This window comes from Endozoicomonas sp. ONNA1 (assembly GCF_024606325.1).
Lineage (GTDB): Bacteria > Pseudomonadota > Gammaproteobacteria > Pseudomonadales > Endozoicomonadaceae > Endozoicomonas_A.
Genome location: NZ_JAHHPN010000092.1, coordinates 18,818 through 31,998, shown reverse-complemented (window position 1 = coordinate 31,998; position 13,181 = coordinate 18,818). Strand labels below are relative to the sequence as shown.

Annotated in this window: 10 protein-coding genes; all 10 read right to left on the bottom strand. The window is 48.6% G+C overall.

Going from position 1 to position 13,181, the window contains the following annotated elements; translation table 11 throughout:
* On the bottom strand, positions 1–182 hold a 182-nt coding region (locus KDK19_RS02170), incomplete at its 3' end, for a hypothetical protein (RefSeq protein ID WP_257291253.1).
* Positions 183–517: 335 nt separating this feature from the next.
* Complete coding sequence (locus KDK19_RS02165) at positions 518–2,188, bottom strand: hypothetical protein (protein ID WP_257291252.1); 1,671 nt, start codon at positions 2,186–2,188, stop codon at positions 518–520.
* A 197-nt stretch (positions 2,189–2,385) separates the two neighbouring features.
* Positions 2,386–3,927, bottom strand: a complete 1,542-nt coding sequence (locus KDK19_RS02160) for a hypothetical protein (RefSeq protein ID WP_257291251.1) — start codon at positions 3,925–3,927, stop codon at positions 2,386–2,388.
* A gap of 346 nt (positions 3,928–4,273) precedes the next feature.
* On the bottom strand, positions 4,274–5,923 hold the full coding sequence (locus tag KDK19_RS02155; RefSeq protein WP_257255612.1) for a hypothetical protein: 1,650 nt from the start codon (positions 5,921–5,923) through the stop codon (positions 4,274–4,276).
* 155 nt (positions 5,924–6,078) lie between these two features.
* Positions 6,079–7,125 carry a hypothetical protein gene (locus KDK19_RS02150; protein WP_257255613.1) on the bottom strand — a complete coding sequence of 349 codons (1,047 nt, stop codon included), beginning with the start codon at positions 7,123–7,125 and terminating at the stop codon, positions 6,079–6,081.
* Between the two features lie 204 nt (positions 7,126–7,329).
* A complete protein-coding gene (locus tag KDK19_RS02145; protein ID WP_257255614.1) occupies positions 7,330–8,835 on the bottom strand; it encodes a peptide ABC transporter substrate-binding protein in 1,506 nt (501 codons plus the stop codon).
* A gap of 400 nt (positions 8,836–9,235) precedes the next feature.
* A complete protein-coding gene (locus KDK19_RS02140; RefSeq protein ID WP_257291250.1) occupies positions 9,236–11,056 on the bottom strand; it encodes a hypothetical protein in 1,821 nt (606 codons plus the stop codon).
* Between the two features lie 21 nt (positions 11,057–11,077).
* Entirely contained in the window at positions 11,078–11,239 is a 162-nt protein-coding gene (locus KDK19_RS02135) for a hypothetical protein (RefSeq protein ID WP_257255616.1), read from the bottom strand.
* Positions 11,240–11,439: 200 nt separating this feature from the next.
* Positions 11,440–11,640: a DUF3955 domain-containing protein gene (locus KDK19_RS02130; RefSeq protein ID WP_257255617.1), complete on the bottom strand. Its 201-nt coding sequence runs from the start codon at positions 11,638–11,640 to the stop codon at positions 11,440–11,442.
* A 218-nt stretch (positions 11,641–11,858) separates the two neighbouring features.
* Positions 11,859–13,007 (bottom strand): pyridoxal phosphate-dependent aminotransferase, encoded by a 1,149-nt coding sequence (locus KDK19_RS02125; RefSeq protein WP_257255627.1) that lies wholly within the window; start codon positions 13,005–13,007, stop codon positions 11,859–11,861.
* Positions 13,008–13,181: the final 174 nt, after the last annotated feature.

Genomic DNA, 13,181 nt, shown 5'->3' with positions numbered 1-13,181 from the left:
GTTTTAGCAGAGGTTGTTTTAGCAGAGGTTGTTTTAGCAGAGGTTGTTTTAGCAGCGGTTGTTTGAGCAGAGGTTGTTTGAGCAGAGGTTGTTTGAGTCGCGTTCTGAGCTTCCAGATTCAGAGTCTGCAGGAGGAACAGAGGAGCGATTAACTGAGCTAAATAACCCTGCAACTTAATCATTTTCAGGACTCCCGGGCAAGTGTCGATAGGAAGCCTAGTCTATGTATTTATACCGATCCATTAATATCTTTAAAATATTTCAGGATAATCGTTGGTTACCTTTGTGGCAGCATCTTTAAACCGCAGAGGTGAGTTGAGGTTATCGATTTAACGACAGGGCCAGAGCGGTCATAAAGAGTGATCGTGACACCCAGCAGTTGTCACGACCGTTGCATCTGCTGATGAATGGGAGACCGCTGCCACTCGCAGTGGAGTGATTGATGGCCGTCCTGGTATTTAAATGTAGGCTGAGGGTATTGATCACGCCCGGGTCTCCCGGGTAAAACAGCCCGGGTTCAATATTTATGAGACAACAATGTCGCCAGGGTGGTTATAACCCCCAAACCCGTCGTGACTGCGCTTGCGCCTGCTGATGAAGTGGGGGCTATACGGCTTCTGTTGTAAGTCGTGACGTCATCGTAAGTTTTGATGTTACTGTACGCCGCGAGGTCACTGTATGTGGTGACGGTATCGTAAATCGTGCTGATACTGGATGGCGTCTTGGTAATCGTAAAATTATAGGGTGCAGCGACCGCATGACAGACTTCTGAGTCAAACAAGAACTGGCCTTCGACGTTGAACAGTCCACTGCAAGCGGTGGCAGTGGAGCCATTTATGGCCGTCCAGGTGTTCACGATCCGGCTGATTGGATAGGGATTGGGTGTTGACATGACAACGGTTGCGTTCGGGCTTGGCATAACAGCGGTTGAGTTTAGAGTTGGCATAACAGCGGTTGCGTCCGGAGTTGGCATGACAACGGATGAACTCATTAGTCTGTTGCACTCATCTTCCAGTGATGATGGATCAACAGCTTTAAACCTGAATTGTGGTTGAAGTTGCTGCCACGGACTCACTGCCTGCAGGTGATTACAAGCCAAGGCCAGTTCAAGGCGTGCACTGACGATTAGAGCTGTTGCTGTTACCTTAATCTGATTGCCTGCCAGATTAAAGAGAGGAGGCCTACCGCTATAGGCAGGACCTGAGAGAGCGAACCCGCCCCGTAGTGATTGCCCTGCAGCAACTAAATTGCGAAAGGTAACACCGATATTGGAAATGTTGACCTTGTTTCCGAAGACATCTAAACGGCTTCCGGGTCCAAGAATAAATTCACCTGCCGCTGCTATTTTTCCCAGGAATGTGTTCCCGATAACAGCAAGCCTCTGTGACAGGTTATGGATAAAAGGGAGGTTAATGTATATCCCTTTTTCAGGAATTGAGCTGCCTGCCCACGATGGAATAATGACACCTCCAAGCGTATTGTTGGCGAACCGCAAGCCCGGGCCCGGGTTCACGCTATTGGTATACAGTGGTGCTACGCAGTTAAGGTAAACCGCACTCACAAAAGGCACATAGAATACGTTGTCTTCTACAATCAGTCTCCGGTTAAAGCACTCTGCGGAGATGGTGACGTTAACTGAACTTTTGTACTTAGGTCCCGTAGGCAGGAAAGTAATGTGTCTTATATGACTGTCTCTTGTTTCTGAAAACTGGAAACTTTTATCGGATCCAACCTTGACCATAGTATGAATGACACGATCTTTGCGATTCGTGATGATGATATCAAAGCCGTCATCGGGAGCCCCAATAATGTCCTGACCGTCCTGCAAAACGATTGGACTACTAATAAAGTAGTTAATTGGGGTGTTACCCGACCCGGGGGGCTTGGGTGGAATCGTCGTGTGGGAAGAGAGCAGTATAACGGTGTTCTCTGGAATCCGTTCTATCAACTTATTTAAATTCTCTGTCGGGTCGGCACTGAAAACAACGCACTGTCGTCCGCGAACCAGATCTCTGTATTGTTTCAGCTGCCGCTCGACGCCAGCAGTCTGTCCTGTAAGAGAGTTGCATGATACCGGTTGAGGGGGAGAGGTGGTTGGAGGCCGAGTCGTCTGAGCTTGCAGGTTCAAAGCCTGGAACAGAAATACAGGCACGATTAATCTGGTTAAATGATGCAGTGGCTTGATCATTTTCCGGACTCCAAAGAATTCAAGATAGGAAGCCTGGACGCTGCCCTGGTACTTATCCATTAATATGATTGGGATGCATTGAGAGAATAGATGAATCCTTTCTGTCTATCCTTTCTTTAGTATTTTTGATCGTTCCCATGTTGTTACCTACAGAGCCTGAAAACATGGGAACAGGAGTCTGGCAAAGCTATTCTGAACTATTTAATGCACAACAGAGCCAGAGCGCTCAGCACAACCGTAGCAGCAATTAGTTCTTTGGCTCTCGATGATGAATAGGGGGCTGTATTGATATCAAAAGACTTTTTAGTATAGGGATGTGTACTGGAAGTAGATTGCGGAGTGACTGTCTGGCAGTGGTCTTTTTCAAAGAAGAAAAGCCCTTCGAAGTTGACTAATCCAGTGCAGGCAGTATCCGAGGAATATTTTGTGCCAGTCCAGGTGTTGGCAAGCTGACTGCTTGTAGAAGGAGTTGGTACGATAACGTTTGAACCCGGAACGTTTTGGCACTTTTCCATTATCTCTTCAAATGTTGCTGGTATTGATTTCAAGAGGAATTGTGGTTGGGGTTGCCACCACGAATTGAACCCCTGCAGGTGGTTACACACCAGAACCAGTTCAAGCTGACCGTTGACAGTGACAGCTGTTGCTGTCACTCGAATCTGATTGCCAGCCAGATTAAAGAGAGGAGGTTTTGCATTGATATCGGTATGGCCTATTAGATCGAAACCACCTTTGCGAACCGCCGGGCGTCCTATTCTGCCGTAATTGGTAATGTCGACGGTGTTTTTGAAGATCTCCATACGAGATTCCGGACCAAGTCTGAAGACACCCGCTTCTGCCATTTTGCCCCGGAATGTGTTGCCCGCAACAACTAATCTCTTTTCCTGATGCCTGATGGCGGGCAGATTAATAGATATACCTTTCTCTGGAACAAGTGTTTTGGTCAAACTTTTGAAGCTCGTGCCTATGAGCGTGTTATTGGCGAACAGCAGGCCCGGACCGGGGCGCGTAGCATCGGAAGATGCATCGAGAGATTGCTTGCAATCAAAGTCAAGTGCGGCCTTGACAGGAAGATGAAATACATTTTCTTCTAAAATGAGTTTTCGGTTATAGCACTCTGAGAAAACAATGGAGTCGATTGAGAGGTGTTTATTCTCTCGAGTTGGCCGGAAGGTAATGTGTCTTATGTGGCTGTCTCTTGTTTCGCCAAACTGGAAGTTATCAGTGGTTCCTACCTTGATTAAATGTTTGTCTGTAAATCCTGGCCGATCCCTGATGACAATGTCAAAGCCGTCATCAGCAGCACCTATAATGACCTGCCCATCTTTCAAACGTATTTCACTGCCAATAAAGTATTCAACCGGGGTCTTGTCAGGTGCAGGGGAAATGGCTGGAGAAGGCGTTGTCACTGCAGGGTCAGTTTTCGAGGAGAGCAGTATCACGGTGTTTTCAGGAAGCCGGTTGATCAACTGATCTAAATCTTCCGTCGGGTTGGCACTGAGAACAAAGCACTGTCTTCCAGGAACAAGGTGACTGTACTGGAGTAGCCGCTGCTGAACCCCCCTCGTATGCCCTGCAAGAGAATTGCACGATACCGTTGGAGGAGCTGTTGTAGAGTGTGAGGTTGCGATTGCGATTGCGATTGGAGATTGAGCCGTCGTCCGGGCTTGTAAACTCAGAGCTTGTGACAGGAATAAAGGGATAATTAGCCGGGTTAGATAATGCTTTAAATTTATCATTTTCAGAACTTCCAAAAATTGTAGATTAGGAAGCCTAGACACTGTATTTATACTTATCCATCAATATCACTCGTTTTTTGCTCTGGGATCCTGAAATGCCTGGGATGATGTATGGGTTCCCAAGCTGGCGGCCTGTCGGACTTGAGCGTCCGACGAGGATTGCTGGAAATTTTTTATTTTATTGCAACCGCATGGCGCATGGATGCAGGAGCCAGAGCAACGCAGGAGCAGTGGCCGCGCAGGACAGCCTTAAGTCCGACAGGCTGCCAGAGTCCGAAAACCACAGGTTTGAATAAGTCTCCTTTGCATGGGAATGCATACTATCGAAGAGATGAATTCGTTCAGGTTATAGATTCAACAATATGAATAGACCAGCCATGACAGCCAAAGGGGTAGCGACTGAAGTTGAACCTGTTGACGGCGCGGGGATCTCTGTCGTGCTGTTAACAGGAGCAAGAGGCAGAGAAATTGTCTGGCAGACTTCTGATTCAAAGAAGAATTGGCCTTCGAAGTTGACCAGTCCGCTACAGGCAGTGGCGAGGGAGCTATTTATTGCCTTCCAGGTACTTGCAAAACGGCTGCCTGCATCCGGAGTTGACATGACAACCGTTGAATTTGGTGTGAGGGTTGACATAGCATGCGTTGGATTTGGAGTGAAGGTTGTCATGACAACCGTTGGATTTGATGTGTGTGTTGGCATAACAGCGGTTGAGCTCACACTGCCACTGCACACTTCCGCCGCTTTTCCCAAGGGTACCGGAAGTGCCTTCAGGACGAATTGTTTTTGGGGTTGCCACCAGGGATTAACTGCCTGCAGGTGGTTACAGGCAAAGGTCAGGCCGAGCTGTCCCCTGACGGTTATGGCGGTTCGTGTTACCTTGATCTGATTGCCAGCCAGGAAAAAAGCAGGTGGGACTCCTATGGACTCTGTCGGCCCTGCCAGAACGAAACCCCCTTTGCGAACAGAGTCGCGGGTGGTGTTGCCGGCATTGGAAATGTTGATAGTGTTTTTGAAAACATTGATACTGGACCCGGCCCCAATTTTGAACTCAGCCGCTTCTGCCATGTTGCCTTCGAAACTGTTCCCAATAATCGATATTCGCTCTGACTGGTTCACGATGGCAGGAAGATTAATAAATATCCCTTGATTGGGAATAAAATAGGGGAAAATTTTGTCGTCAATCGAGTTGTACCTTTCACCTATGACCCTGTTATTAGCGAATTCCATGCATGGACCCTTGGGCCGGTCCTTATCAGAGGCAACCGTAAATTCCTTGCAATCAAGAGTGACGGCGGCCTTAACAGGCAGATAGAATACGTTATCCTCTATAACCAGTTTCCGGTTGAAGCACTCTGCAAAAACAATGGAATCAATGGGGACGCGTTTATTATTTCGTGTTGGCTTGAAAGTAATGTGTCTTATATGGCTGTTTTTCGTTTCTTTTGGCTTGAATTGCTCAGTACTTCCGACCCTGAGTATATGCTTGTGTTGAAAATCTGGCCGATCCCTGATGACGATTTCAAAACCCTCATCAGCCGCTCCGATAATGTCCTGACCATTCTTCAAAACTATTACACTGTCAACAGAATACTCAACCGGAGTTTTAGCGGGTGCGGGGACAACGGATGAGGAAGGCATCACGACTGAAGAAGCCGCTGGGGATGGAGCAGGCGCCATAGATGAAGAGGGCGTCACTCCGGCAGAAGTCCCGGAGGAGAGCAAAATAACGGTGTTCTCAGGAGTTTGTTTTACCAACTCAGCCAAATCCTCTGCCGGGTCGGCACGGAGAATAACGCACCGTCGTCCTTTAACAAGTTTTCCATACTGGGTCAGCCGTTTCTGAACCCCTTCCGCCTGACCCGTAAGAGAGTCGCACAATGATGTCGGAAGGCTCGTTATAGAAGCGGTTGTCGGCGTCTGAGCCTCAACAATCAGAGCGTGTAACAGGAATACTGGGGCGATGAATCCGGCCAAAAAATGCTGCAGCTTGATCATGTTCTGGACTCCCGGCAAATGTCGATAGGAAGCCTAGACGCTGTATTTATACTTATCCATTAATCTGTATCAAGAAAAAAGACCGGTTTTCCTGTTTATCGCTTTTTCGATAGATTTGCCTGGGGTTAGCTCTGATTTTTCAGACGTTAAAAGGCTTACAGAGAGGCATTTTTAGCATAGTGCTCAATATGTTTTGTGAATTTGTCATGCCGATCCAGAAATGAACTATAGGCATGTTTGGCAGGAAGAGTGATGACTTCGCCAGTATGGGACAGACCACTGATAAACTTTCCTGCGAGAGTCACCGGGTCTTTGCTGATAGTGTAATGGGTGACTTTCTCATGAGCACTGGCCAGGTTTTCTCTGGAAATGTCCGATAAGGCTGCGCGACTGAGCTCCGCGCTTGAGAAGCAAACGGCTTCGACGGGGGGCTCCATGGAAAGCGCGGCGTAGCTTGCTTCTGCGCCCCCCTTGGAATGCCCGTTAAGTTTTAGAGAAAAAGGCTGGCCTTCAGGCGTTACAGGCATATTTTTCATAATATTGGCGGTCAGAGCTTTGGCTTGTTTATAACTGTCGGGGATGCCTGTTCCCAGGAGATTCTTGATATTGGCTTGCCATTGCTTGCCTGAAAACCGGATGTTTTTTCTGGAACGTTCGAGGAGCTCTCCTGCAGCGAGTCCGGATGTTGTACCGCCAAAGACCAGGCGGACTTCTTTAAGCTCAGGATTGGTAAGAACGTAAGCTGTGAGTCCTGTTTTCTTGTCATAAAGGAATCCGGGTTCCTCGGTGCTTAAGGTCAATCCCGTCCCATCGGATATCTGTTTTGCTATCTCCTCAGAGGGTTGCCAGTGAGCAGCAAAATCCTCTTTTTCCGGTTTGTGAATCTCTCCGGCTGCACTGATTTTTTCCAGGGAACGGTGATAGGGGTAAGCGGCCAGCTGGGCATCAATGGCCATAGATCTGAGCGCTTTGGGATCTGTGGGAGGTTTGCTGTTGGTGGCCAGTTTTCTGATTTCCCGCTGTTCGAGTTTTTTATGGGGGGTGGTTTTCAAAGCCGCCTTTTGGGGAGAATATTTGCCCACAGACTTGGAAAGTTTGACTTTCCAGCGTCCAAACAGGCCGGTTTTCTGCGACTGTTCGAATTTTTTTTCAGAGACAGGGTTGAATTGAGGGGCTTGTGTTTCGAGTCTGGATCTATCCATGATGGCCTTATTCTCGTATCTGTTATGGAGCCTTTCATTACAAAGGCTATCGCAAAAGTGCTGCGCTTAACTGATACAGCGCAAGAAAGTGACTCAGCTCTGTTTGCTGCTGTGTCACCCTCTTAAGTCTGGAAAGCATAAGTAATCTCTCTCAGTATAGGGGGCGGATGAAAAGTCCGGAAACACTGCCCACTCCTCATCGGGTCAGTCAAGTATACGGTAAAGGTTCCAACTATGGACCCAGCCTTCAGGATTGGTGGAGTAGAAGCCACCAATATCAGGGTTGACGAGTGTTACCCGGGAAGGGTGGAGAACAGGGATCAGTGGTAATTCTTTGGCCAGAATGGCTTCAGCATTCTGATAGTTTGGTAAACGGGCCACAGCGGTTTTCTTGCTCGCAGCCAGTGAGAGTTCCCTGAGATAGGCTGGATCCCTGAAAGGGCCAAACAATTGACTTTCGGTCAGGGGGGTCAGGAAAGCCGTAGCATCATTGTAATCGGCTAACCATTCATACCATGCCAGTTCGAAGTCTCCTTTGGATATCCGCTCCAGGTAACTATCCCATTCTTCATTCTTACTGCTCAGGGAGGTGCCCAGTGTGCTGTTAATCTGATGGCAGATCTCTGGCAGAACATCCAGAGAGTTGTACCTGGGGCTGGATAATATAGTCAGCTTTATATCACTCCCTTTAATACCTGATTCTGCCAGTAACTTAATGGCTTGTTCGTTACGATCCGGGTTGTCCAAGAGTTTTTTGCAGTTGGCTGGGTCTGGATTAAAGTCCCGTGTATGAGGAGGCACGAAACTGCAGGCTGGTGTGGTACGACTGTGAGGGAATATCTTTTTGACCAGTGTATCCCGGTCAATTGCCATCGATAGAGCCTGTCTTGCTTTTATGTTTTGCAGGGCTTTCACTTTGGGGCTGACTATCAGGCTGGCGGTGGATAGAACCTGGTCTTCAAACACAGACACAGGGTGCTTTTTCTTTAACTCCCCAATATGCAGCGCTGGCAACTGAGCCGTTACATCCAGTGAGTGGTTTTCAAATTCTTCTACCTGACGATGGACTGATGGAATAACCTGATAATTGATCTGTTTCAGGTCACTACTCAGATGACGGAAGTAATGGGGGTTGCTGATTAATTTAATACGGGTTTGCGGAATTACCTGATCAATCCGGAAGTGACCGTTGGTGACCGGAATGGTTGAGGCGTCGTCTTTGAGATTAATCTTATGGACAGGGAGAAAGCTGGGGAAGGTCATCAAGTCCAGAAAGTAAGGTGCAGGCTGATCCAGATCGATGATGAGTTTATTTTCGTATGCCCTGACCGCCAGTGCCTCGGGTTTGCCATTGAGAGCCTGTTCGGCTCCTGTAATTTTCGCGGCTTTCAAGTACCAGCGGTAGGTGGCTCGGCGTTCAGGGTCGGCCAGTGCCCTGAAGCTACGGACAAAGTCTTCAGCCGTGAGGGCACTGCCATCGGACCATTTCAGATTTTCCCTGATGATAAAGGTGTACCGGATGCCATCAGGATCGCGTTCAACATTGCTGGCAACGCCGGGCACGGGTTCACCGTTTTTGTTCTGTACCATTAAACCTTCAAAAACATCTTTGAGCACCTGGGCACCGGGAGAACCGCCGAAATAGTGAGGGTGCAGGGATTTAGGGCTAGCCAGCAGACCTCTTTCCAGAGGCTGAGACAGGCAAGGCATGGAAACACTGCAGGCCAACAGTAAGCAGGTCGGGGTACATTGAGCTTTTCGCAGCCAACTGCGGATTCTGAATCTAAAGAGCTTGGTAAAGGGCATTGAGGTGATCAGATCAAAAAACTACACGAGTCTTTTATATAGCTTATTCATATGGCTTCTGCCGAAAAAAAGTCAGAAAGACGCATGCAGTCTTCTATTCCTGAGGCTGCATTCGGCATCAGAACAAGGGCTTTTTTAGGGGGTATCCTGAACCAATGGCTGGACCTTATTGTTACTACTTAGAAGGGTTAGATCAACGCTTACGGCCTTTGAACAGTTGGACTGAATGAGCTCAGGTCAAAAGTCAACAACATTGCCAAAGTGATCATGGATCAAACTTTATGAAAAAGTGGCTGTCAGAGCGTTACTGATTCATTTTACCTTTCTCGGGGCAGAAGCCATTGTTCTGGCCCGCATCAACAGGCTTGCGTTTTCGATGCGTTCTTTTATGGTCCGACAGGGCTTGACCATTCCTGCAAAGCTTCCCGCAGGGGCGCGGCTGGCCATCCTCTGAGACCAGGGTCACGTCACAAACCCTTTGCCCGGTGTGGCATTTGCTTTTGTGAGCCGACAAAACTTTGCTATTCTTGCAGACCTTCCCGCATGGCCGCGGCTGGCCATCCTTTCCGGCTACGGTTGCGCCACAGGTTTGCTGCCCGGTGTGTTCTTTTCTTTTGTGATTTGACAGGGCTTGAACATTTTTGCAGACCTTTCCGCAAGGCCGTGGCTGACCATGCCCTGAGACTACGCTCACATCACAGACTCTTTGCTCAGTATGGTATTGGCTTTTGTGAGCCGATAGACATTGGACATTTTTGTAAACCTTTCCGCATGGTCGCCGCTGGCCATCCTTTCCGACCAGGATAACGTCACAGATTCTTTGCCCGGTATGGCATTGTCTTTTGTGAACCGATAGAGCTAAGGCACTCTTGTAGGCCTTTCCGCACGGCCGTGGCGGAACATGCACTCCGACCAGAATCACGTCGCAGACTCTTGGCCCGGTGTGGTATTGATTTTTGTGAGCCGACAAAGCTTTTATATTCTTAAAAATCTGCCCGCAGGTTTGCGCCCGGCCACCTTGTGAGACTATCTTCACCTCGCAGGTTTGTTGCCCGCTGTGGTATTGGTATTTATGAGTCGCCAGAGTTTGAGCATTCTTGAAGACTTTCCCGCACGGCTGCGGCTGACCATTCCCACCGACCACAGTCACTTTACAGGCTCGTTGTCCGCTGTGCTCTGTGGCTTGTATTGCGTCTGGCTGTGAAAGATGCGGCTGGCCCTGGCACAATCGGGTTGATTCGGTTGCTGTTTGTTGTGTTTCTGAATGGCTGAGTGTCAGGGAAGCTTCGATTTCTTCAAAAGGCTTCTCTGGGTCGAGCCATTCATCGATCTGTGCAAAATCATCAGAGGTGAACGAAAAATTCTCCGGTATTTCGATCTCATCCATGGCGGTATCATTTAAGTGGTTCTCGCTATTGGTCGGTGAGTCAAAATTCCATGGGGGCTGGATATCAGCAATATCAATCCCTATCTGTAAAGGTGAGATGGGTTGGGGGTGTGCAGCGATCTCAGGATCAATGGATGTTGCTCCTGATGGTCGGAACTGACAAACGCCATAACAGGGATGGACGAAACAATTTAAACCTAAAGTATGCGAGTGTCGTTGAGGGTCTCTGTTATCCCCGCCTGAGCCAGAACGCTCGAGACAGGTGAAAAAGCGTGTAGAATAGCAGGTTGTCCCCGGGGTTCCCTGGCAGGATGACCCTGAGGCCGGGTCTTGTGGTGGGTTATCTCCGGAAGCCGCCATCATAGTGGTGGTCACAAACGGGCAATCTCCCTTTGTCAGCATAAGCCAACTGACAAGGACAACTATTTCTATAGTTAGCCGTGAATAACATGAAAAAAGAACGGAGCTTAAATGGACATTTCTGGCTGTCAGAATCAGCTCGTAAGCAACCCGATTAACTCTGTAACTGCTAACCCTGTGTCGTTTGTCATCGGGCGGCAAACCTGATCCCGGCTCGATCATAAAACGTCCTGTCAATGGTTCGGCCTGACAAACGACAGACGACAACAGTAGAAACAGCAGCAACAGATGTTTGGCATAGAGTGGGTGTTTAATAATTCTATCCTTGCATTCTGGTTGACGGAGAGGAAGGATAGATGATGCCGGAGCAAACTTCATGAAAGAGTGGCTGCCAGATCGTTACTGATTCACTTTACCTTTCTTGGGGCTTAAGCCATTGTTCTGGTTCGCATCAGCAGGCTTGCGTTTTCGATGCGTTCTTTTATGGTCCGACAGGGCTTGAGTATTTTTGTAGACCTTTCTGTACGGCCGTGGCTGTCCATGCTCTCCGGCTTCGCTCATATTAAAAACTTTTTGCCCGCTTTGGTATTGGTTTTTGTGAGCTGAGAAAGTGTTTTTATTGACTCACCTGAATCCTTTTCCGGGTTGGCACGCAGAGCAGTGTGCTGTCGTCCGTTAACAAGGGTTTTAGAATGGTTCAGTCGCTGCTGAACTCCTATTGTCTGAACTGAAAATACCGACGGAGTTAAAATTTGGTTGGCTCATCTGGACCTGAAAAAGCTGATAGTTAGTACCACCAAAGCCAGTAGTTGAAAAATCCAGAATAAAGGTAGAAAGCCGAACGACTCGATTAATACTCCATCTTTATTGATGTATGCACCGATAGCATGGTATGCGACCAGACAGCCTATGCCGCATAAACTCAAAAGAATACTTAGCTTGTATTTGTGGAAAAAGTTCATCAAAACCTCAATGCTCTGGCTTTTGGGTGTTTAAGCGTCTGCTCAGAAAACTAACTCTGGCTATTGGATTTATTATCAAGACAGTACATCTACTCCTTAAGCATAGGGCCGTATGATTCAAAAGATGTGTTACGGTTGAGTTGAACAGGGTATCCCGTTCAACGCTGACCCACAGAGCCAGCATTCGAAATGAATGCTGGCAGGGGGAATGAGAAAGCTTAGCTTAGGGCAGCTTCCATTCGGTCAAGGGCTTTTTTCAGGGCTTCATCGCTGGTGGCATAGGAAAGACGCATACAGCCCTCCATGCCAAAGGCTGAACCCGGCACCAGGGCAACGCCTTTTTCCAGCAGCATTTCTGCCAGCTGGGTGTCTTTTTCAAGGCCCAGCTTCTGCATGGCTTCGCTGAAGTCAGGGAAGGTGTAAAATGTACCGTCACTTTCAATGGTGGTAACACCTGGCAGCTTCTTCAGACGACTTACGACATAGTCATGACGCTTTTTGAAAGAGACCAGCATCTCCTTTACGCACTCCTGAGAGCCGGCCAGAGCTTCAGTAGCGGCAGCCTGAGCAACAGAGCAGGGGTTGGAGGTGCTCTGGGACTGAATCTTTTTCATGTTCTTGATCAGCCAGGCGGGACCACCGGCATAACCAATACGCCATCCGGTCATGGAGTAAGCCTTGGAGACACCGTTCAGAACAATAGCTCTGTCGTACAGTTCCGGACAGGCCATCAGGATGTTACAGAATGGCTCATCGCTCCAGAGGATGTGCTCGTACATGTCATCGGTAGCCACCATAACATGAGGGTGCTTCAGCAAAACAGCGGCCAGACCTTCCAGCTCTTTACGGGTGTAGGCGGTACCGGAAGGGTTGGACGGGCTGTTCAGAACAACCAGTTTGGTTTTTGGGGTAATGGCTGCTTCAAGCAGCTCCGGAGTCAGTTTGAAACGGTTCTCCAGGCTGCCCTTGACGATCACCGGGACACCTTCAGCAATCGTCACCATATCCGGGTAGGAAACCCAGTAAGGGGCAGGGATAATGACCTCATCCCCTTTGTTGATCAGCGCCAGACAGAGATTGAAGAAGCTCTGTTTACCACCGGAGGAAACCAGAATCTGGTCTGGCGCGTATTCGTGACCATTGTCGCGCCTGAACTTGTTAATAATGGCCTGTTTCAGTTCTACAGTACCGTCAACGGCAGTGTACTTGGTTTTTCCTTCGTTAATAGCCTTGATCGCAGCTGCCTTGATGTGATCAGGAGTATCGAAGTCGGGTTCACCGGCACCCAGGCCAATAATGTCTTGACCGGCAGCGCGAAGTTCAGCGGCACGGGCAGTGACTGCCATGGTAGGTGATGGTTTGACCATCTGAACGCGGTGGGAAGGTTGACCAGTCACGATGTTCCTCGTTAATCGTTAGTGAACTACTCGCCCCTGAAGGGAGCGGGATTGCGCCTCAGTTTCGTTCAAACCCGTATGAAATCAGACAGGCTCCTGGCGCACTTCTAAGCCAGACCCCTGACTGACACTGATTCCGGTGTG

What these genes read in the sequence shown, in the direction of transcription:
- KDK19_RS02165 (WP_257291252.1), bottom strand. Translation starts at nt 2,188, where the DNA reads ATGATCAAGCCACTGCATCATTTAACCAGATTAATCGTGCCTGTATTT.
- KDK19_RS02160 (WP_257291251.1), bottom strand. Translation starts at nt 3,927, where the DNA reads ATGATAAATTTAAAGCATTATCTAACCCGGCTAATTATCCCTTTATTC.
- KDK19_RS02155 (WP_257255612.1), bottom strand. Translation starts at nt 5,923, where the DNA reads ATGATCAAGCTGCAGCATTTTTTGGCCGGATTCATCGCCCCAGTATTC.
- KDK19_RS02150 (WP_257255613.1), bottom strand. Translation starts at nt 7,125, where the DNA reads ATGGATAGATCCAGACTCGAAACACAAGCCCCTCAATTCAACCCTGTC.
- KDK19_RS02145 (WP_257255614.1), bottom strand. Translation starts at nt 8,835, where the DNA reads ATGCCTTGCCTGTCTCAGCCTCTGGAAAGAGGTCTGCTGGCTAGCCCT.
- KDK19_RS02140 (WP_257291250.1), bottom strand. Translation starts at nt 11,056, where the DNA reads ATGAAGTTTGCTCCGGCATCATCTATCCTTCCTCTCCGTCAACCAGAA.
- KDK19_RS02135 (WP_257255616.1), bottom strand. Translation starts at nt 11,239, where the DNA reads ATGAGCGAAGCCGGAGAGCATGGACAGCCACGGCCGTACAGAAAGGTC.
- KDK19_RS02130 (WP_257255617.1), bottom strand. Translation starts at nt 11,640, where the DNA reads ATGAACTTTTTCCACAAATACAAGCTAAGTATTCTTTTGAGTTTATGC.
- KDK19_RS02125 (WP_257255627.1), bottom strand. Translation starts at nt 13,007, where the DNA reads ATGGTCAAACCATCACCTACCATGGCAGTCACTGCCCGTGCCGCTGAA.